Here is a 19,253-nt window from a genome sequence, read left to right on the forward strand (position 1 = left end):
GCTAGGAGGCCTTTCCGTCCTGGGTGCGGGTCACACACGATTCCGCGATGACCTCGTCGTCGAAGTCGGGGGCCAGCTTGCCGTCCTTGATCAGCAGGTCCAGCAGGGCCGTGATGTTCTTGCTGTAAAGCTCACTGGCATGCTCGGGCATGGTCGCCGGCAGATTCAGCGGCGAGGCGATGGTGACGCCATGCTTGACCACCGTCTTGCCGGGCTCGGTCAGCTCGCAGTTGCCGCCCGTCTCGCCGGCCAGGTCCACGACCACGCTGCCGGGCTTCATGGCTTCCACGGCGGCAGCGGTCACCAGCCGCGGCGCGGGCCGGCCCGGGACCAACGCCGTGGTGATGACCACGTCGAAGCCGCTGATCGCCTCTTCCAGAGCCTTCTGCTGCTGGGCGCGTTCCTCGTCGGTCAGCTCGCGGGCGTATCCGCCCTCGCCCGAAGCCGTGACTCCGACCTCCAGCCACTGCGCACCCACCGAGCGCACCTGGTCGGCGACTTCGGGACGCACGTCATAGCCGGTGGTGCGTGCTCCCAACCGCTTGGCGGTCGCCAGGGCCTGCAAGCCGGCAACGCCGACACCGAGCACCAGCACCGTGGCCGGCTTCACCGTTCCCGCCGCGGTGGTCAGCATCGGGAAGAACCGGGTCGACTCCGATGCGGCGAGCAGCACCGCCTTGTAGCCGGCGACGTTGGCCTGCGACGACAGCGCATCCATGACTTGGGCCCGGGAGATGCGCGGAATGGCCTCGAGAGCGAAGGCCTGCACGCCGGCTTGCTTGAGGGCACCGATCGAGTTGTCGGCGTTGCGCGGGGCCAGGAAGCCGATCAGGGTCTGCCCGCTGTGCAGCCGGCCGACCTCCTCGGCGGTCGGCGGCGCGACCTTGACGACGACGTCGGCAGCCCACGCATCTCCGATGGTGGCTCCCGCGTCGGTGTAGAGCTCGTCGGGTAGCAGCGCCCGCTGACCGGCACCGGACTCGACCACGACGGCGACACCACTGTTGACCAGTGAGGCGACCGCTTTGGGTACCAGCGCAACGCGCCGCTCGTCGGGCCGTGACTCGGCCACCACCCCTACCCTGACGGTGTGGGTCTGCGCATCTGTCATGGCGCGTACATCTACTTTCCTCGTACTTTCCTGCGCGATGGATATGCCGCCGGCTCGGCCGCGCGCCTGGCTACCATAACGCGTACCGGGTTCACCACCGACTTGTGACCGTTCAGGTCGAGGTGCCGGCAACCCTCAGCACACTGGTTGATGGTTCGCCGCTCGATGCCAATCCGGTAGCCGCCGGGCTGTTGTGGCGACACAAAGTGAGGTTGTGTGATGCAGCGACGGGCCTCACCACAGCGGGATGTCCTGCCCGTGTTCGGAGGCCGGTCGCGGACCGAACCAGCGCCGCTCGGATTCGGCGATCGGCACGTCGTTGATGCTGGCCTCGCGGCGCGCCATCAGTCCCGACGGGGTGAATTCCCACAGCTCGTTGCCGTAGCTGCGAAACCATTGACCGGTGTGGTCGCGGCACTCGTACTGGAACCGCACCGCGATGCGGTTGTCGTGGAAGTCCCACAGGGTCTTGCGCAGCGTGTAGTCGAGCTCGCGCTGCCACTTGCGGGTCAGAAAGGCGACGATCTGGTCCCTGCCCACGATGTGCTCGTGGCGGTTTCGCCATTGCGAGTCGACGGTGTAGGCCAGGCTGACGTGGTGAGGGTCGCGAGTGTTCCAGGCGTCCTCCGCGGCCTGGACCTTCTGGGCTGCGGTGTCAAAGGTGAACGGCGGGAAGGGCGGGCGAGTCTCGTTCATGACGCCTATTCCATCGCGAGCAGTCGCAGAATCGCACTGACGTATGCGAATTCACGCGATTCCGCGTCTGCTCGCGGCGGCTTATTGCACGTGTCCAATGGTGCCTTAGGGTGTGGGAATGGACTTCGCGATGTCGGCCAAGGCCGTCGACTACCACCAGCGGTTGTCCGACTTCATGACGGAGCACGTCTTCCCGGCCGAGTCCGACTACGAGAGATACCGCAACGAAGCCGGCCCGGACGACCACACCGTGCCGCCGATCATCGAGGAACTCAAAATCAAGGCCAAAGAACGCGGCCTGTGGAACCTGTTCCTGCCGGCCGAGTCGGGCTTGACCAACCTGGAGTACGCGCCGCTGGCCGAGCTGACCGGGTGGAGCCTGGAGATTGCGCCCGAGGCATTGAACTGCGCGGCGCCCGACACCGGCAACATGGAAATCCTGCACATGTTCGGCACCGACGAGCAGCGCCGGCAGTGGCTGCAACCGTTGCTGGACGGCGAGATACGCAGCGCGTTCTCGATGACCGAGCCCGCGGTCGCCAGCAGCGACGCCCGCAACATCGAAACCACGATCGCGCGAGACGGCGATGACGGCGATGGCTACGTCATCAACGGCCGCAAATGGTGGACGTCGGGCGCTTCCGACCCGCGCTGCAAGATCCTGATCGTGATGGGCCGCACCAACCCCGACGCGGCCGCGCACCAACAGCAGTCGATGATCCTGGTGCCGATGGACACCCCGGGGGTGACGATCGTGCGTTCCACCGCAGTTTTCGGCTGGCAGGACCAGCACGGCCACTGCGAGGTGAGCTACGACAACGTCCGGGTACCGGCCACCAACCTGCTCGGCGAAGAAGGCTCCGGCTTCGCGATCGCCCAGGCCCGGCTGGGGCCGGGTCGCATCCATCACTGCATGCGGGCACTGGGCGGAGCCGAACGCGCATTGGCGCTGATGGTGGACCGGGCGCGCAACCGGGTGGCGTTCGGCCGCCCGCTGGCCGAGCAGGGCGTGGTCCAGCAGGCAATTGCCAAGTCCCGCAACGAAATCGACCAAGCAAGGCTGCTGTGTGAGAAGGCGGCGTGGACCATCGACCAGCACGGCAACAAGGAGGCTCGCCACTTGGTCGCGATGATCAAGGCGGTAGCGCCGCAAGTCGCGTGTGACGTCATCGACCGGGCGATCCAGATACACGGAGCCGCCGGGGTCAGCGACGACACCCCGCTGGCCCGGCTCTACAGCTGGCATCGTGCGATGCGGATCTTCGACGGACCCGACGAGGTGCACCTGCGGTCCATCGCGCGCGCCGAGCTGGGGCGGGAGAAATCCGCGTTCGCCGCCGCGGTCACCCGACATGGCTGACCGGGAACTCCCGGGCGCATGGAACTTTCGTGACGTTGCCGACAGCACCGCGCTGAGACCGGGGCGGCTGTTTCGCTCCAGCGAGCTCAGTCGCCTCGACGACGCCGGCCGGGAAACGCTGCGCCGGCTGGCCATCACCGATGTCGCCGATCTGCGCTCGTCACGGGAGGTCGTCCGGCGCGGTCCGGGACGAGTGCCTGCCGGCGTCGACATCCACCTGCTGCCGTTTCCCGACCTGGCCGACGACGACGCCGGGACCGACGCCGATGCGCCGCACGAACACGCATTTCGGCAGCTCATGACCGACAGTCCGGACGGCGAATCAATCGACCAGGCCGCCGTCCGCTATATGACCGACGAATATCGCCAATTCCCCACGCGCACCGGCGCCCAACGCGCGCTGCACCGCGTCGTCACCTTGCTGACCGGCGGGCGGGCGGTGCTCACCCATTGCTTTGCGGGCAAAGACCGCACGGGCTTCGTGGTTGCCACCGTGCTGGAAGCCGTTGGTGTCGACCGCGAGGCCATTCTGACCGACTTCCTGCGCAGCAATGACGCAGTGCCGCGGTTGCGGGAACAAATCTCGGAAATGATCCGACAGCGCTCCGACACCGAACTGACGCCGGAGGTGGTGACGTTCACCGAAGCCCGGCTGTCCGACGGCGTGCTCGGCGTCCGGCCGGAGTACCTGGCGGCAGCGTGGCAGACCATCGATGAGGCCTGGGGATCGGTGGATGCCTACCTGCGCGACGCGGGTATCACGGCGGCCGACGTCGGCCGATTGCGTGACGAGCTATTGGGCTGAACACCTAACTTTGAGGTCGGTCCAAAGGCCAGACACGATCGCGGAATCGCCTTACGCTCAACGGGTAACCGACTTGGCGGGTGAATGGTGCACCCCGTCGCCAGGAGGATGGCCTCTTGTCGTATGTTCTCACGCAGCCGCCGGCCATGGCCGCGGCCGCCGCCGACTTCGCCGGGATCGGCACGGCGATCAATGAGGCCGCTGCGGCGATGGCTGTTCCGACGACCGCGATCGCCGCGGCCGCCGCAGATGAAGTGTCCACCGTCATCGCGCAGCTGTTTGGCGCGTTCGGGCAGGAATACCAAGCGATCAACGCGCAACTCGGGGCGCTCTACAACCAATTCACCCAAAAATTGGTGGCGGCGGCGAACGCCTACTTCGGCGACGAGGCCATCAGCGCCGCCATCCTGGTGAATGGCGCGACCGCCGGGCTCTTTACGCCGACCTCTCCCCCCGTAGTACCGCCGGTTTTCGGCCAGGACACCGCAATCGTCATGAGCGGCACCGGATCGCCGATACCCTCGAGCCAGTACGTCGCCGCCATCACCAATCTATTCCTTCCGCCCGGCGTCGTCGTGAACCCGTTGAACACAACTGAGGAGCTCTATCCCATCACCGGCGTCAAATCCCTGCCCTTCCAAAACTCGGTACAAATAGGGCTGTCGATTCTCGACACCGCGATTTGGGAGCAGATCAACGCGGGTAACCGCGTCACGGTTTTTGGCTATTCCCAGAGCGCCGTCATCTCGTCCCTGGAAATGCAGCACCTCATCTCCCTGGGCACAAATGCTCCAGACCCGAGCCAACTCAGTTTCATATTGATAGGCAACGAGATGAATCCCAACGGCGGCATTCTCTCGCGGATACCCGGTCTGAACATTTCGACCCTAGGGCTGCCGTTCTATGGGGCGACACCGGACAACCCTTACCCAACAACTACCTACACGCTCGAATACGACGGTTTCGCCGACTTCCCGCGGTATCCGCTCAATGTCCTGTCCGACATCAACGCCGTATTCGGGATACTCACCGTGCACACCCAGTATCAGTACCTCACCCCGCAACAGGTGGCGGACGCCATACTCCTTCCGGTCGAAGGCGTGACGTCGAATCAGTACTACATCATCGAAACCGCGGACCTGCCCCTGCTAGCCCCGGTACGGGCAATCCCCGTCATCGGACCCCCCCTGGCCGCACTCGTCCAACCGAATTTGGAAGTGATCGTCAATCTCGGCTACGGCGACCCAAGATTCGGCTATTCAACGAGCCCCGCGAATGTGCCCACCCCATTCGGACTCTTCCCAGACATCCCGCCTGGGGTCGTCGCCGATGCCCTGGTTGCCGGAACCCAGCAAGGCATCAACGACTTCGCGGCAGCTCTGCCGGCTGCGCTCAACCCTCCCGAATTGCCGGTGATCGGATTCCCACCCTACATCCAGCAAATCCTGCCGCCGGATCCAGTACCGGTGCCGGCGACACCCGCCAATATCGCCAGCACTTTCGCGGCCGTTATCTCGGACAGCTACTCACTTCTGCTTCCCACGGCGGATCTCGGCCTGGCTTTTGCCACGATTCTTCCGGCCTACGACCTCAGCCTGTTCCTGAACCAATTGCTACACGGAAACTTCATCGCCGCGATCGAATTGCCGCTGGCCGCCACCGCCGGGTTGGCCGCGCTGGGCGGCATGATCGAATTCATCGCGATCGTGAGAACGATAGCGGCAATTATTCAGCAACTGCAGAGCCTGAACTTCTAGCTGGATTGCGGCTAGACGATGAAAGGGCCGGGCACCAAAGCGGCGGACAGGTTTGCATTGAGCGCCTGAGGTTGGTCGTTAAGGGAGGATGCGTCGATGCCGTACGTGCTCGTCGAGCCGCAGATGATGGCGATGGCCGCGGCGGATCTGGAACACATTGGCGCAGCGGTGGGCTCGGCCAGTGCTGCGGCAGCCGGTCCGACGTCAAGCATGGCGGCGGCTGCGGCCGACGAGGTGTCAGCGGCCATCGCGAATCTGTTCGGCGCGTACGGCCCGGGCGTACCAGGGGGTCGTCACCCTCCTGGAGGCGTTTCGAGCCGAGTTCGCTCGAACACTGGCGGCCGCGGGTTTGGTATACGCGCAAAGCGAGGCCACCAATGCGGCAACGGTGTCGGCTTCCATCACGGCGTCGCCACTGACGGGACCGACCGTTTCCCTGATCATGGGCGGCAGCGGAACCCAACGCCCGGAATCGATTACGTGTACGATCTGCTCAACTACATCAGTCCGCAATTCGGGCCACCAATGCGCAGGTGCTGTTCACCCCGGAGCAGTTGTATCCGCTCACCGGCGAAAAGCGCCTGCCGCTGACCACTTCGGTGAGCCAGGGCGTCGAGATCCTGCACAACGCGATCCTGAACGAGTCAACACCCTGGGAAACAGCGTCGGCGGCGGCGGCTACTCGCAGAGCGTGATCATCGCCTCGCTGGAGATGCGGAACCTGGCGGACATGCCGCGGCGCCGCTCCGCGCGCCGACAAGCTCGGCTTCGTCCTGCTGGCCAACCCGATGAATCCCAACGGCGGCCTCCTGTCGCGCTTCGCCGGCCTCAGCCTGCCTAGCCTGGGCATGGAGTTCTTCGAAGCGACGCCCGCCGACACCATCTACCCGACCTCGATTTACACCCACGAATACGACGGCTTCGCCGACTTCCCGCGCTATCCGCTCAATATCGTGTCGGACCTCAATGCCATCGCCGGCATCGCCTTCGTGCACACCGATACTCCGGATATCAATCCGCACTTCGGCTATTCGACCGGATATGCGGATGTACCCACCCAATTCGGGCTTTTCCCGTCGATCGATCCGGTGACCTTTGCCGGCGATATGGTCGGCGCGGCCCAGCAGGGGGTGAATGCCTTCGTCGGCGACATCGGCGCCATGCTGCCGACGTCGCTGCCCGTCTTCTCGCTGCCGGCCGCCGCGCTGACCGGCGGCTCGCCGACGGTGTGGGCGTTACCGACGCTGCCTGCGGCCACCGGGTCGCCCATCGACGGCATCATCGATGCCCTCAAGGCGGCCAACACCCACGTCACCAACGTCATCAGCAGCGCCACCGCCGACACCTACGCCATGGCGCTACCGACTGCTGACATCATCAATACCCTGGCCACCAAGGTTCCGTCGTATAACGTCAGCCTCTTCCTGGACGGGATCCGGGAGCTGGCCAACGGTGACCCGGCCGGCATAGTCAATGCATTCGGCTATCCGGTCGCTGCAGATGTGGCCCTGCTGACCCTCGCTGGCGGCTTCCAGACCATCGTCTTGCTGAATGGAGTCGAATCGGTCATCGGCGACCTCACCGGTGCGGCCTAGCTTTTTCTAGCCGTGCCACGGTAACCAAAACCACTGCGGTGCAGCTGTTCTGAGCCCGGCAACCCGGGGAACTGACCGTCCGCGACATCGGGCCGAGCATCCTGCGCGGCCGGGGTGCGTTACCCGATCCCGACTTCTATCAGGCGAGTGCGCAGTTCGTGGATTGTGGCGATGGCGTCGGCGAGGTCGTCGATGGGGGTCGGCAGCGATGAGTGCGACGCACGGTGCGCACGAATCCCCGGGCATGGCTCGGACACCTGCATCCGGTGGTGGTCGAAGGAAGGCGATGCGCGACAGAACAGACCGATAGGCGATTCCCAATTGCGATAGCGCCGGTGCTAGCGCAATTGGGAACCGCCTTATGGCCGGCCCACGGTACTGACGTGACTCATGTGATTACTGATGCCGTCGACCGCACATTCGGACCAGCTGCCCAGCCAACCGGCACCGTCGACGGCGGTGCTTTCGGCCTTGACTTAGTGCTGACTTAGTGCGCACTTTTCGACTGTCGACGCAAACGCGCAGTTCAGCGATGTGCCATCGCTCGAACTCGCGGATCGCGAGCCAAGTCGAGACCAATTTTCCGGTCAAATCTCAAGCGGCCCTTACCGAACTCCTTACGCTAACGAGCACCGGCTTCGGGCGCCGGATCACCTGTTTGGCCGATCCATCGGTTGGACAGGGATCCTGGTCGTTCGGAGGACGGACTGATGACCTATCTCACCACCGAGCCGCAGATGACGACGGCGGCGGCCGCCGATGTGGCGCGAATCGGTTCGGCGATCGGGGACGCCAACGCGGCGGCGGCGGGGCGGATCACCGCTTGGGTAGCCGCCGCAGCCGACGAGGTGTCAGCGGCCACCGCGATTCTCTTCGGCTCGTACGCCCGCGAGTACCAGACGATCATGAGTCAGGCGGCGGCCTTGCATGACCGCTTCGTCCAGGCGTTGACCGGTGCGGCAAGCGCTTACCTGGACACCGAAGCCGCCAACGCCGCCGTAGCGCTCAACACCCTCACCGCGACCGTCCGGTCACTGCTGGGCCGGCCCGCTAGCCGACAGTGCCAAAACCGCCGCGACCGCACTCAGCGCGATGACGGTGCCTGCAGCAACTCCCACCACCGCTTTGGTGATGGGTGGCAGCGGCGCTGCCGATACCGGACGCGACCTTCGTGAGCAATGTCGTCGGCACCTACCTGACACCCAATTTCCCCGGCGTGACCTTCAATCCGCGGGCCCTGTTCACTCCCGAAGGGCTGTATCCGGCGTTCGGCCCCAAGGATTTGACCCTGGACGCATCGGTGTCGCAAGGACTGACCATGCTGGACGACGCGATCCGGCGGGAACTGGCCGCCGGCAACCCCGTCGCCGTCGTCGGCCTGTCGCAGAGCGCGGTCATCGCCTCATTGGAGATGAGCAAACTCAGCCCTACCGGGGCGCCGAGTTCGCTACCGATAACCTTCACCCTGCTGGGGAACCCGGTAAATCCCAACGGCGGCCTGCTCACCCGTTTCCCCGGACTGAGCCTGCCGAGCCTGGGCATCACCGCCTACGGCGCGCCCCCGGACAACGCCTTCCCCACCAGCGTCTACACCATCGAATACGACGGCTACGCCGACTTCCCGCGGTACCCGATCAACATCTTGTCCGACGTCAACGCCCTGGCCGGCGTCGTCTTTCTGCATGACACCTATCCGGAACTGACGTCACTTCCACCCGCCATCACCTTGCCGACCCAAGGCCCCACCCAGACCACGTACTACATGATCCGCAGCCAGCATCTGCCGATCTTGACGCCGTTGCGGGCGCTGCCGCTCGTCGGCAACCCGCTGGCAGACCTGATCGAGCCGGTCACCGGAACCCAGCAGGGCGTGAGCGCGTTTGCCAGCGACATTGCCGCCATCGGCGTGCCGTCGCTCCCGGACCTGTCCCTGTCCGGCATGGCAACTCCGTTCACCCTGCTCGACCTACTCAGCCAACCCCCCACGCCTGCGACCGTGTCGATCGACAGCGTCATCACGGGCCTGCAGGCGACGAACACCGCCGCCACCAACCCCGTGTCGAACGCGCTGTCCGCGGGCTACTCGGCGCTGCTTCCGACCGCGGACATCGCCAACGCGGTCCTGACCTCGTTGCCGTCCTATGACCTCAACCTGTTCCTGGACGGAATCTCGCAAGCCGCCCACGGCGACCCGGCAGGTCTGGTCAATGCGATCGGCCGTCCGATCGCGGCCAACGCGGGACTGCTGACATTCGGCGCCGGGTTCGAGCTCATCGTCATCGGCAATGCCGTCGTCTTGATGCTGGGCGGTCAGATCGAGCCGGGCTAAGGCTCGAGGACCACCTTGCCGAGGACACCTCCGTCGGCCAGGCTCTGTAACGCAGCCTGGGCTTCGGCCAGCGGATAGCGTTGCGGCGGAGGCGGTCGCAGCCCCAGGGCGACCAGATAGTTCAAACCCCACGAGAACAACGCCGCCGAACCAGGGACCTTGTTGAGGTACTCGCCCCACGCGACGCCGAGCACACCGACGTTGCGCAGCAGCAGCCGGTTGACGGTGAGCGTCGGGATGCTGCCCGCGGCAAAGCCGATGACCAGTAACTTGCCGTCGATGGCCAGCACCCGGATGGCGTCGTCGAAGCTCGGGCCGCCGATCGGGTCGACGACGATATCCACACCGCGGCCGTGAGTGTGCTTGTGCACCTGCGCAACCCAGCCGTCCGCCAATCGCAGCACCACGTCGGCACCGAGCGCGCCGACGTAGTCAACCGCCCCCTCGCGGTGCACCACGGCTATCACCTGGCGGGCGCCCATCGCCTTGGCGAGCTGGACGGCGGCCGTGCCCACCCCGCCTGCGGCACCGAGCACCAGCACCGTGTTGCCCGGCCGCATCGCGGCACGGCGGGCCAGCGCGAAGTACATGGTGTTGTAGTTGACCAACAACGACACGGCTTCGGCGTCGTCGAGTTCGGCTGGACTGCGCACCACGTTGGAAACCGGAACGGCCACCCGTTCGGCGTAGCAACCGAGCACCCCGAAGGCCGAGACCCGTTCTCCGGCACGAAAACCCGAGCCGGGCGGCGCATAGCGCACGACGCCGGCGGTTTCCAGGCCGGGCACGAACGGCGGCGGCAACTTGAGTTGGTACTCGCCCTTGCTCAGTAGCAGGTCCGGAAAGCAGACGCCGGCAGCGCGGACGTCGATGACGACCTTGTCGCCGTCATCGGCAATGTCGTCGATATCGGTATAGACTATGCCGGACGGGCCGGAAAGCTCTTGTACGACACAGGCTTTCATGCAAGCTACAGCTTGAATCCGGCTTTTTGCGCGCCGGACAGGTCGGTGATCTCGGCCCAGTGTGCCGCCACATCCTGTACCGAAGGCGGGGTGTCGAAGTTGACTCCGGCGTTCTGGAACAACGCGGCCCGCTGCACCTTGCCGCCACCGACGATGAACACCGACGCGTTGTCCGCGCATTCCTCGGTGCACAGGTAGGCCACCACCGGCGCGACGAAGTCCGGCGTGAGCTTCTCGAACACCTCGGGCGGCAGGATGTCCTTGGTCATCCGGGTGGCCGCGATCGGGGCGACCGCGTTGGCGTGAATGTTGTACTTGGCGCCCTCCAGCGCCAGCGTGTTGATCATGCCGACCAGACCGAGCTTGGCCGCGCCGTAGTTGGTCTGGCCGAAGTTGCCGAACAGCCCGCTGGTGGAGGTGGCGACGACGACCCGGCCGTAACTCTGCTCGCGAAAGTGTGGCCAGGCCGCGCGGATCACGTTGTAGCCGCCATAGAGGTGCACCTTGAGCACGGCGTCCCAGTTCTCGAACGACATCTTATGGAAGGTGCCGTCGCGCAGGATCCCGGCATTGCTGACCACGCCGTGCACCGCCCCGAACTCGTCAAGCGCGGTCTTGATGATGTTGGCCGCCCCCTCGGGCTCGGCAACGCTGTCGTAGTTGGCCACCGCGCGACCGCCGGCGTCCTTGATCTCGGCGACAACCTGGTCGGCCATGTTGTGGCCGGCGCCGGTGCCGTCTCGGGCTCCACCGAGGTCGTTGACGACGACGCTGGCCCCTTCCTTGGCAAGGGTCAGGGCGTATTCACGGCCCAGCCCCCCACCGGCTCCGGTAACGACGACGACGCGATCCTGCACTCCGGGCATCAGGTTCCTCTCTGAACGTGCGTTGACATGGTCAGGGTCGGCCCCGGCGGCTAACCGGGTCGCGCGGGCGTCTGCGTCAGGCTAGAACAGCTTGCGCGCCAGCTTGAAGGCCCGCTCGGTGTAGGGCGGGTAGATGATCTTCGAGAAGTCGGGGCGGGTCGGCTTGGTCAGCACCGACTTGCGGTGGCTGAACTCGTCGAAGCCCCATTTGCCGTGGTAGGCGCCCATGCCGGAGGCGCCCACGCCGCCGAACGGCAGCTTGGCCGTCGACACCTGGAAGGCCAGGTGGTTGACCAGCATGCCGCCGGCCGGCACCTCCTTGATCACCCGCTCGCGGGTTTCGCGTGACTTGGTGAACAGGTATGCCGACAACGGCTTGGGCCGCGAGTTGACGAACTTGATCGCCTCGTCCAGGGACTTGACGGTGAGCACCGGCAGGATCGGCCCGAAGATCTCGTTGGACATCAGCGGTCCGGCCGGATCGGGGTCGACGACGACGGTCGGCTGGATGCGCAGACTCGACACGTCACACTTACCACCCACGGCGATCTTGGCCTTCCCGTCGGCTTTGGCTTCGGTTTCCACGGCGGAGACGTAGCTGCTCAACCGGTCGAACTGGCGCTGGTTGACGATGCGCAATCCGGCCGGGTCGTCCTGGGAGCGGAACCTGCTGATGGCGGCGCCGATCTTGGTGACGAGCTCGTCGCGGATGGTCGCGTCGGCTAGCACGTAGTCGGGAGCGACGCAGGTCTGGCCGCCGTTGAGCAGCTTGATCCAGGCGATCCGCTTGGCGGCCACATCGATGTCGGCGTCGGCCGCGACGATCACCGGGCTCTTGCCGCCGAGTTCGAGCGTGACCGGGGTCAGATGCGGCGCCGCGCCCTCGTAGACCTTGCGGCCGATCTCAGTGCCGCCGGTGAACATCACCCGGTCCAGTCCCTGCGCAATCAGTGCCTGACTTACCGTGCCGTCACCTTCGACCACGGCAATCGCGTCGCGGTCGAGGTAGCGGGGCACCAGCTCGGCGATCAGTCGTGACGACGCCGCGGCGATTTCCGAGGGTTTGAGGATCACCGTGTTTCCGGCGGCGATCGCACCGACCGCCGGGCCCAGCGTCAGATAAAACGGGTAATTCCAGGCGCCGATGATCAGCACGGTGCCATAGGGTTCGTACTCCACCCAGCCGCGGCCGGGCAGCTGCGGCGCCTCGAGGAGCAGGTACTTGCGGCGCATCCACCGGCGGACTTTCTTGGCCGCGTACTTCGCTTCGGCGATGGTGACCGCGATATCGGCGATATACGCCTCGACCGGGTTGCGGTCCAGATCCTCGGCGAGGGCCTTGGTGATCGCGTCCTCGTTCTCCTCCATCAGCCGCTGCAATTGCAATAACTGGTTCCTGCGCCACTCGACACTGCGAGTGCGTCCGGTCGCGAACGTCTTACGCAGCCGCGCCACGGTTTCTGCGACTGTTTCGGCGACATCGGTCGACTTCGGTGCGTCGGACGTGGTGGCGGCTCCAGCGGCTGCGGGTTGGGCCGTCTCGAGTTCCTGAGCTTTCGGTGCAACCGATTCGGTGGTCATCGTTGTCCCTTCCTATCGGGGTCCTGTCCGGGTCCTGTCCGGGTCCTATCCGGTTCCGAATCCGGGTCTTTCCGGGCTTCACGGGAAGTTACCCGGAGTGCTTCGGAGTGCTCTGCCACATCATGTGGTCGCACATCGGTGATATTGGCGATCCTAGTCATGCGGTTACGACAGGAATAGGAAAGATCCGGCCCGATCTGCACTACCCGGGCGCGGCGGGTGACACTCTGCCACCAGTCGGAGGTCGTTCGGCACGGAACAGTGGTATCGCGACCGCCCCGGCGAGCAGCGACAGAGCCGCAAACCAGGCGAAGGCGCCGGAAAAGCCCAGTGGCAGCAGGATGGCCTGGAAGACGAGGCTGCCAATCCCCATACCAACCCACAGGACGCAGGAGTTGAGCCCGATCGCCTGCCCCCGCTGCCCGGGAAGGTCGGTGACGATGACCACCAGGGCCGGTTGGGTCATGTCGTACCCCAGCGACAGCGAGACGACGGCGGCTTGGAGGAATACCAACGACGGCTCACTGGCGAACACCGCGGCACAAGCGGCGGTCAGGGCCAGCCCGAGCGGGATGACGCGCGCCCGCCCATAGCGATCGGCCAGCCGGCCGATGGCGGGGCTGAGCACCAGGCCCGGGATGCCGTAGCCGAGCAGCACCAGCCCGATCTGCTCCTCGTCGAGCTGAACGTGGTCATGCAGATAGACCCCAAGCCAGGTGTAGACCCCGGCGTGCAACACCGCGTTGACCAGCACGTAGCCGTAGGTCCGGCGACCGCGGGAGGTGCTCAGCAGCGCCGCGAATCCGGCCGCGACCTGGCGGACCGACGACGGGCGCAGAGCCGCGGCGGTGTCGGGAACCAACCACAGCCCCAGCACCAGCAGCACCAGCCCGCCCATGGCCACCACACCGAACAACCCCTGCCAGCCGACCAGCGGTTCACCCAGCGCGCCCCCGGCCGCGCCGAAGGCCATCCCACCGGCCGCTCCGCCGAAGACCCATCCCAGCACCCGGCCGCGGCGCCGGTACGGCACCAGGTCACCGATCAATGCCACACTGATCGGCACCACGCCGCCGGCGGCAACCCCGGTCACGAATCGAAGCGCGATGAATTCCCCGACATTGGTTGCCAGCGGGGTGGCTGCGGTCAGGACCACGAAGGCGCACAGCGACATGAGGATGACGCGGCGGCGTCCCCACCGATCCGATACCGTGCCCCACACCAGGACCGTCCACCCGTAGGGCACCAAGAACGCCGGCACCCCGAGTCCGACCATGCCCGCGGTGCTGCCGAAGTCGCCCGCCAGCGCCGGCAGGATCGGGGCAACCATGAAGATCTGCGCGAAAAGCAGGAACGCCGTCGAGGTCAGCAGCGCCAGCGTCAGCGCGAACGAGTTGGCGTCAGTGTCCGGGGCGACCCTGCCCCCCGATACGTCGCCGCGGCCGACATGGCCCGGCGTGCCGGGCAGCAGACCGTGACCATCGGCGCTGCGGGTCGACACGGCCACAACCCCGGGTTTTGGCGGTTAGTCCGCGCCGGCCTGATGGGGTGGGTCACCCACCGCTAGGGCCGATAACGCCGATAAGCAGAAGCTCCTGGTAGTTGCCGATACGAGGGCTACCGTGCTGACCGCGGCGTCGAGGTCCATGCAACCACTTCCTTACCGGGTGACCGGACGGAGCCTCAGACTAACCCAGCCGCCGCCGGCCGGCCGTGGCTTTGAAAGCTTTGCTGCAGCGAATCCGAGCGCGGCCTTGGCTTTGGATGCCTTGCCGCGTGGGTTTGGCCGCTGCCACGAATCGGTTGGCGAACGGCCCGTCGTCACAACCGCTCCGCCGTCACGAACTCGGAGAACGCATCCTTGTCGTCGGCCATCGGTACCCCCTCGACCCAGCGGCCCACCCGGCGCATCTCGTCGCCGGCGTTTTGCGCGGTGGCGCGCCAACCGTGTTCGTTGAGCCAGTCGGCGACCTTCGCCCGGTCGGGGTCGTGGTAGATGAGCTCCTGCACATCGACGGTCTGCTCGAGGCCCAGCGTCTCGGCCACCTTCTTGAATCGCTCCCGCATCTGTTCGCGCCGTTCGTCGGCATGGTTGCCCGCGGTTTCAGCAGCGATCCGGCTCCCCGGCGGGCTGAGCTCGCCGATCTGGTTGAACAGCCGGTCCTGGGCGTCGGCGGGCAGGTACATCAACAGTCCCTCGGCCAGCCATGCGGTCCGGGCTGTGGGGTCGAAACCGGCGGCACGCAGCGCGGCAGGCCAGTCCTGGCGCAAGTCGATCGGCACCTCACGGCGATCGGCCGACGCCGTCACTCCGTTTCCCGCCAGCGTTGCGGACTTATAGGCAAGAACCTGGGGCTGATCGATCTCGTAGACCGTCGTCCCGGCCGGCCAGTCCAGCCGGTAAGCGCGGGAATCCAGTCCCGAGGCCAGAATGACGACCTGACGGATCCCGTCGGCGACCGCGTCGGCGAAGTAGGTGTCGAAGAAGTTCGTCCGCACGGCCTGGTAGCTGCGCATGTGCTGGACGGTCGCCGCGGTCTCGGCGTCGAGAGCCGCCATCTTGGCCACCATCTGCTCGTCGAGCATCGCCTCCCACAGGACGCCGGCGTTGGCATTGGTGACCAGCAATTTGGCGTACGGGTCGCGGATCAGCGGGGCGGGCTGTTCGGTTTCGACGGCCCGCGCCGCGGCCACCATCACCGCGGTGGCGCCGACGCTGGTTCTGATGTCCCAGGTGTCGTCATGGGTACGCAGGGTGCTCATCGCGTGCTCCCGTTCTCTAGCGGATCTCTCGTTGGATGGACCGGCGAAAAGTGGTGCGAGACCGTGGGATTCGTCCCAGCGGCGGGCCGGAGATAAACCGGGAAGGCAAACCAGGGAAACGCCGACCGGATCAGTCACACCGCGACCAATGCTACCTAATAAGTTAGGCAACCTATGCACTTTGTGAGCCAGGTCACTGCAGTCGGTCAGCTACTGGCGGTCAGGCCTGCGACGTCCAGAGCGTGCCGGCCATCAAATGCCGCAGCGCCGCGATGATGTCCGCCATCTCCCGATAGCTGCCGACGAAGCCGGCATAGAACCCGACCCCGCACAAGACGAGCAGCAGCGCCTCGGCCAAGGGAGCGGCCCGGGTATCGGCGGTCAGTTCGCCGCGCTCAACGGCATCGTGGACCGCCCAGATCAGGAATTTCCGGGAGCCGGCGACCGGGTCGTTTTCGGATCGCCCCAATTCCGGATGCCGCTGCGACTCGAGCACGGCGGTGGCCAAGAACGCAGCAGTGGCAGGATTTTTCTCGTCTGCCTCCATCGCCACGGTGATGAACGCGGCCAGCCGCCGCAGCAGCGTCGGCTCGCGCCGTGCCCGCTCGATACCGGCGGTGACGACCAGCTCGTTGGTTTGGTCCACCACTTCCCGGTACAGCACCCGCTTGCTGGCGAAGTAATGGTTGATGGCCGGCCGGGTCAGGTCGGCGCGGACGGCGATCGCCTGGAAGGTCGCGCCGTCATAACCACGTTCACTGAACACCTCCCGGGCGGCGCTGACGATGCGCCGTCGCGTCTCGTCCGATTTTGCGGCAGGCGGACGTCCGGGGCCGCGACGTGCGGCGGTGGGCGGCATGCCTAGAGTGTGCCACCGCCACGGTGCGGCATCAGCGCGTTCGGCGGGATGCTACGAAACTTGCCGGCCTGGTAGTCCTCGAGCGCCTCGATCACTTCGGCCCGGGTGTTCATCACGAACGGCCCGTAGTGGAATACCGGCTCACGGATGGGTCGCCCGCCCAGCAGCAGCACGTCAAGAGCCGTTGTCCGGTGGGTGTCCGGCGCCGGGCCGGCGGTCGCGGTGATCCGGTCACCGGGGCCCATCACCGCCAACTGACCCCGGTGGATCGGGTGTTCGGCCGCGCCGACCGAGCCGCGCCCGGACAGCACATAGACCAGCGAATTGAAATCCCGTTGCCAACCGATGTTCAGCCGCGCGCCGGGTGCGATCGTGGCGTGCGCCAGCGTGATCGGCGTGTGGGTGATCCCGGGTCCACGGTGGCCGTCGATCTCCCCGGCGATGATGCGGACCAGGGCTCCGCCGTCGCCCGAGGCGATCAGCGTGACGTCGCCGCCCTCGATGGCCTGGTAGCGAGGCTGAGCGAACTTGTCCTTCTTCGGCAAGTTCACCCACAACTGGACGCCGTGGAAGATTCCGCCGCGCTTCACGGTGTCGATGGGCGGGGTCTCGATATGCAAGATGCCCGATCCCGCCGTCATCCACTGCGTTGCGCCGTCGGTGATCAGGCCGCCGCCTCCATAGGAATCCTGGTGCGCGAGCTTTCCGTCGATTATGTAGGTGACGGTTTCGAAGCCCCGGTGCGGATGCCAGTCGGTGCCCCGGGGCTCGCCCGGATGGTAGTCCACCTCACCGATTTGGTCCATATGCACGAACGGGTCCAGCGCGGCGGTGCCGATTCCGGCGAACGCCCGGACAACGGGAAACCCCTCGCCCTCGTAACCTCGCGGGCCGGACGTGATGGAGCGAACCGGCCGCTCGGTAGCGCCGGCATCGGGTGCGGCCACCCGCGGCAGGGTCAACGTATCGGCGGTTACAGCAGGCATTTCTACCTCCTCATCGGGAGCTCATCGAGAACTACGAGGTATAACCGGACCAGGGTCCAGTTATTTCCGGTTGTCATAGGATGACCTGATGCTTGCGAGGCTCGCGCGGTGAACGACCCGACACCGGACGACCCGGAACCCCGAGAGGCGCCGCCCGCCGCCGCCGGCGGGCGATTCGGCGCATCGATCAGAAGTGCCGGCTATTTACGCAAGTGGTTGTTGCTGGGCATCACGATCGGCGTCATCGCGGGCCTGGGCGCGGTGGTGTTCTATCTGGCGCTGAAGTACACCGGCGAGTTCCTGCTCGGCTATCTCGCCGACTACCACATTCCGACTCCGCTGGGCGAGGGCGATAGCCGCGGGTCCAGCGGTTTCGCCCGCCCATGGGCCATTCCGCTGGTGACGACGGGCGGGGCGCTGCTCTCGGCCTTCATCGTGGCCAGGTTCGCACCGGAAGCCACCGGTCACGGCACCGACGAGGCCATCGAGGCGGTCCACACGGATCCGCGGGCCATCCGCGGACGGGCGGTGCTGGTGAAGATGGTGGCCAGCGCGCTAACCATCGGATCGGGGGGGTCCGGCGGGCGGGAGGGTCCGACGGCGCAGATCTCGGCCGGTTTCTGCTCGTTGCTGACGCGGCGGCTGGGCCTGTCCGACGAGGATGGCCGGATCGCGGTGGCGCTGGGTATCGGCGCGGGTATCGGCGCGATCTTCGCCGCCCCGCTGGGCGGAGCGGTGCTGGCGGCGTCGATCACCTACCGCGACGATTTCGACTATCGCAGCCTGCTGCCCGGCTTCATCACCTCCGGGACGGCGTATGCGGTGCTCGGTGCCTTCCTGGGGTTCGACCCGCTGTTCGGCTACATCGACGCCGAGTACCGCTTCGAGCGGGCCTGGCCGCTGTTGTGGTTCGTCGTGATCGGGCTGATCGCCGCGGCCGTCGGCTACCTGTACGCCCGCATCTTCCACGCCTCCGTGGCGCTCACCCGCCGGCTTCCCGGCGGGCCGGTGATCAAGCCGGCCGTCGGCGGATTGTTGGTCGGGTTGCTGGGGCTGCTGATCCCGCAAATCCTGAGCAGCGGCTACGGCTGGGCGCAGCTGGCCGCGGACCCCGGATCGCTGATGAGCATCCCGTTGTGGATCATCGTCGTCCTGCCGATCGCCAAGATCATCGCCACCTCGCTGTCGATCGGCACCGGCGGTTCGGGCGGGCTGTTCGGGCCCGGCATTGTCATCGGCGCGTTCGTCGGCGCCGCGATCTGGCGGCTGGGAGAGCTCTCCGGGATACCGGGAGTCCCCGACGCACCGGGAATCTTCGTCGTCGTCGGCATGATGGCGTGTTTCGGCAGCGTGGCACGGGCGCCGCTGGCGATCATGATCATGGTCGCGGAGATGACCGGCTCGTTCTCGGTGGTGCCCGGCGCGATCCTGGCCGTCGGGATCGCCGCATTGCTGATGTCGCGCACCAACGTCACTATCTACGAAGCGCAGCGGTTGAACCGCGAAGCCGCCGAGGCCGAACGAGCCGCACGCGCGGCGAAGGCTCGCGGGGACTGACTGGGTCCCGGCCGTCTCACACC

17 protein-coding genes and 1 pseudogene are annotated in these 19,253 nt (G+C 66.2%); 8 read left to right on the forward strand and 10 right to left on the reverse strand.

The features are described from left to right. Position 1: 1 nt before the first annotated feature. Positions 2 to 1,111, reverse strand: a complete 1,110-nt coding sequence (locus CDN38_RS12465) for a Re/Si-specific NAD(P)(+) transhydrogenase subunit alpha (RefSeq protein WP_075512538.1) — start codon at positions 1,109 to 1,111, stop codon at positions 2 to 4. Between the two features lie 234 nt (positions 1,112 to 1,345). Then, positions 1,346 to 1,807, reverse strand: coding sequence for a nuclear transport factor 2 family protein (locus CDN38_RS12470; RefSeq protein ID WP_075512539.1), 462 nt, complete (start codon positions 1,805 to 1,807; stop codon positions 1,346 to 1,348). Positions 1,808 to 1,937: 130 nt separating this feature from the next. Here CDN38_RS12470 and CDN38_RS12475 point away from each other — a divergent pair, with 130 nt between their 5' ends. The 3 genes from CDN38_RS12475 (at position 1,938) to CDN38_RS12485 (ending at position 5,729) form a co-directional block, all read left to right on the forward strand. Next, positions 1,938 to 3,167, forward strand: a complete 1,230-nt coding sequence (locus CDN38_RS12475; RefSeq protein WP_099319382.1) for an acyl-CoA dehydrogenase family protein — start codon at positions 1,938 to 1,940, stop codon at positions 3,165 to 3,167. Further along, on the forward strand, positions 3,160 to 3,972 hold the full coding sequence (locus CDN38_RS12480; RefSeq protein ID WP_075512541.1) for a tyrosine-protein phosphatase: 813 nt from the start codon (positions 3,160 to 3,162) through the stop codon (positions 3,970 to 3,972). The genes CDN38_RS12475 and CDN38_RS12480 overlap by 8 nt, the downstream gene beginning before the upstream one ends. Before the next feature lie 116 nt (positions 3,973 to 4,088). Beyond that, positions 4,089 to 5,729 (forward strand): PE family protein, encoded by a 1,641-nt coding sequence (locus tag CDN38_RS12485; RefSeq protein ID WP_075512542.1) that lies wholly within the window; start codon positions 4,089 to 4,091, stop codon positions 5,727 to 5,729. Positions 5,730 to 5,740: 11 nt separating this feature from the next. On the opposite strand, the gene CDN38_RS31780 is transcribed toward CDN38_RS12485, so the two are convergent. Then, entirely contained in the window at positions 5,741 to 5,977 is a 237-nt protein-coding gene (locus CDN38_RS31780; RefSeq protein WP_267888305.1) for a hypothetical protein, read from the reverse strand. On the opposite strand from CDN38_RS31780, the gene CDN38_RS31785 reads away from it, so the two are divergent. From CDN38_RS31785 to CDN38_RS12500, 4 genes and pseudogenes are all read left to right on the forward strand, one after another. Then, the gene (locus CDN38_RS31785; RefSeq protein WP_267888304.1) at positions 5,862 to 6,320 is read left to right on the forward strand and encodes a PE domain-containing protein; all 459 of its coding nucleotides are present in this window, start codon (positions 5,862 to 5,864) and stop codon (positions 6,318 to 6,320) included. The two genes, CDN38_RS31780 and CDN38_RS31785, sit on opposite strands and share 116 nt — an antisense overlap. Continuing rightward, positions 6,263 to 7,324 (forward strand): annotated as a pseudogene (locus CDN38_RS29415) (PE-PPE domain-containing protein). The gene CDN38_RS31785 and the pseudogene CDN38_RS29415 overlap by 58 nt, the downstream one beginning before the upstream one ends. 710 nt (positions 7,325 to 8,034) lie before the next feature. Next, positions 8,035 to 8,499 carry a PE domain-containing protein gene (locus CDN38_RS31790; RefSeq protein WP_075512543.1) on the forward strand — a complete coding sequence of 155 codons (465 nt, stop codon included), beginning with the start codon at positions 8,035 to 8,037 and terminating at the stop codon, positions 8,497 to 8,499. Then, positions 8,460 to 9,653: a PE-PPE domain-containing protein gene (locus CDN38_RS12500; protein ID WP_075512544.1), complete on the forward strand. Its 1,194-nt coding sequence runs from the start codon at positions 8,460 to 8,462 to the stop codon at positions 9,651 to 9,653. The genes CDN38_RS31790 and CDN38_RS12500 overlap by 40 nt, the downstream gene beginning before the upstream one ends. Here the strand turns inward: CDN38_RS12500 and CDN38_RS12505 are convergent. From CDN38_RS12505 to CDN38_RS12535, 7 genes are all read right to left on the reverse strand, one after another. Further along, on the reverse strand, positions 9,650 to 10,618 hold the full coding sequence (locus CDN38_RS12505; protein WP_075512545.1) for an NADPH:quinone oxidoreductase family protein: 969 nt from the start codon (positions 10,616 to 10,618) through the stop codon (positions 9,650 to 9,652). The genes CDN38_RS12500 and CDN38_RS12505 overlap by 4 nt on opposite strands. A gap of 5 nt (positions 10,619 to 10,623) precedes the next feature. After that, the gene (locus tag CDN38_RS12510; RefSeq protein ID WP_075512546.1) at positions 10,624 to 11,484 is read right to left on the reverse strand and encodes an SDR family NAD(P)-dependent oxidoreductase; all 861 of its coding nucleotides are present in this window, start codon (positions 11,482 to 11,484) and stop codon (positions 10,624 to 10,626) included. Positions 11,485 to 11,565: 81 nt separating this feature from the next. Next, entirely contained in the window at positions 11,566 to 13,065 is a 1,500-nt protein-coding gene (locus tag CDN38_RS12515; protein WP_075512547.1) for an aldehyde dehydrogenase family protein, read from the reverse strand. Positions 13,066 to 13,267: 202 nt separating this feature from the next. Then, positions 13,268 to 14,566, reverse strand: coding sequence for an MFS transporter (locus CDN38_RS12520; RefSeq protein WP_233026856.1), 1,299 nt, complete (start codon positions 14,564 to 14,566; stop codon positions 13,268 to 13,270). A gap of 320 nt (positions 14,567 to 14,886) precedes the next feature. Next, positions 14,887 to 15,819 carry a class I SAM-dependent methyltransferase gene (locus tag CDN38_RS12525; protein ID WP_099319383.1) on the reverse strand — a complete coding sequence of 311 codons (933 nt, stop codon included), beginning with the start codon at positions 15,817 to 15,819 and terminating at the stop codon, positions 14,887 to 14,889. A 229-nt stretch (positions 15,820 to 16,048) separates the two neighbouring features. After that, complete coding sequence (locus CDN38_RS12530) at positions 16,049 to 16,687, reverse strand: TetR/AcrR family transcriptional regulator (protein WP_075512549.1); 639 nt, start codon at positions 16,685 to 16,687, stop codon at positions 16,049 to 16,051. Between the two features lie 2 nt (positions 16,688 to 16,689). Further along, positions 16,690 to 17,673: a pirin family protein gene (locus tag CDN38_RS12535; RefSeq protein WP_075512550.1), complete on the reverse strand. Its 984-nt coding sequence runs from the start codon at positions 17,671 to 17,673 to the stop codon at positions 16,690 to 16,692. Positions 17,674 to 17,781: 108 nt separating this feature from the next. Between CDN38_RS12535 and CDN38_RS12540 the strand changes: the two genes are divergently transcribed. After that, positions 17,782 to 19,230, forward strand: coding sequence for a chloride channel protein (locus CDN38_RS12540; protein WP_099318985.1), 1,449 nt, complete (start codon positions 17,782 to 17,784; stop codon positions 19,228 to 19,230). Positions 19,231 to 19,253: the final 23 nt, after the last annotated feature.

Origin of the sequence: Mycobacterium ostraviense (genome assembly GCF_002705925.1) — a bacterium.
In the GTDB taxonomy this organism is placed as follows: Bacteria; Actinomycetota; Actinomycetes; order Mycobacteriales; family Mycobacteriaceae; genus Mycobacterium; species Mycobacterium ostraviense.

Coding starts and splice junctions, on each gene's coding strand:
- CDN38_RS12510 (WP_075512546.1), bottom strand. CDS start 11,484: ATGCCCGGAGTGCAGGATCGCGTCGTCGTCGTTACCGGAGCCGGTGGG.
- CDN38_RS12535 (WP_075512550.1), bottom strand. CDS start 17,673: ATGCCTGCTGTAACCGCCGATACGTTGACCCTGCCGCGGGTGGCCGCA.
- CDN38_RS31785 (WP_267888304.1), top strand. CDS start 5,862: ATGGCCGCGGCGGATCTGGAACACATTGGCGCAGCGGTGGGCTCGGCC.
- CDN38_RS31780 (WP_267888305.1), bottom strand. CDS start 5,977: ATGGCCGCTGACACCTCGTCGGCCGCAGCCGCCGCCATGCTTGACGTC.
- CDN38_RS12475 (WP_099319382.1), top strand. CDS start 1,938: ATGTCGGCCAAGGCCGTCGACTACCACCAGCGGTTGTCCGACTTCATG.
- CDN38_RS12515 (WP_075512547.1), bottom strand. CDS start 13,065: ATGACCACCGAATCGGTTGCACCGAAAGCTCAGGAACTCGAGACGGCC.
- CDN38_RS31790 (WP_075512543.1), top strand. CDS start 8,035: ATGACCTATCTCACCACCGAGCCGCAGATGACGACGGCGGCGGCCGCC.
- CDN38_RS12465 (WP_075512538.1), bottom strand. CDS start 1,111: ATGACAGATGCGCAGACCCACACCGTCAGGGTAGGGGTGGTGGCCGAG.
- CDN38_RS12480 (WP_075512541.1), top strand. CDS start 3,160: ATGGCTGACCGGGAACTCCCGGGCGCATGGAACTTTCGTGACGTTGCC.
- CDN38_RS12470 (WP_075512539.1), bottom strand. CDS start 1,807: ATGAACGAGACTCGCCCGCCCTTCCCGCCGTTCACCTTTGACACCGCA.
- CDN38_RS12530 (WP_075512549.1), bottom strand. CDS start 16,687: ATGCCGCCCACCGCCGCACGTCGCGGCCCCGGACGTCCGCCTGCCGCA.
- CDN38_RS12505 (WP_075512545.1), bottom strand. CDS start 10,618: ATGAAAGCCTGTGTCGTACAAGAGCTTTCCGGCCCGTCCGGCATAGTC.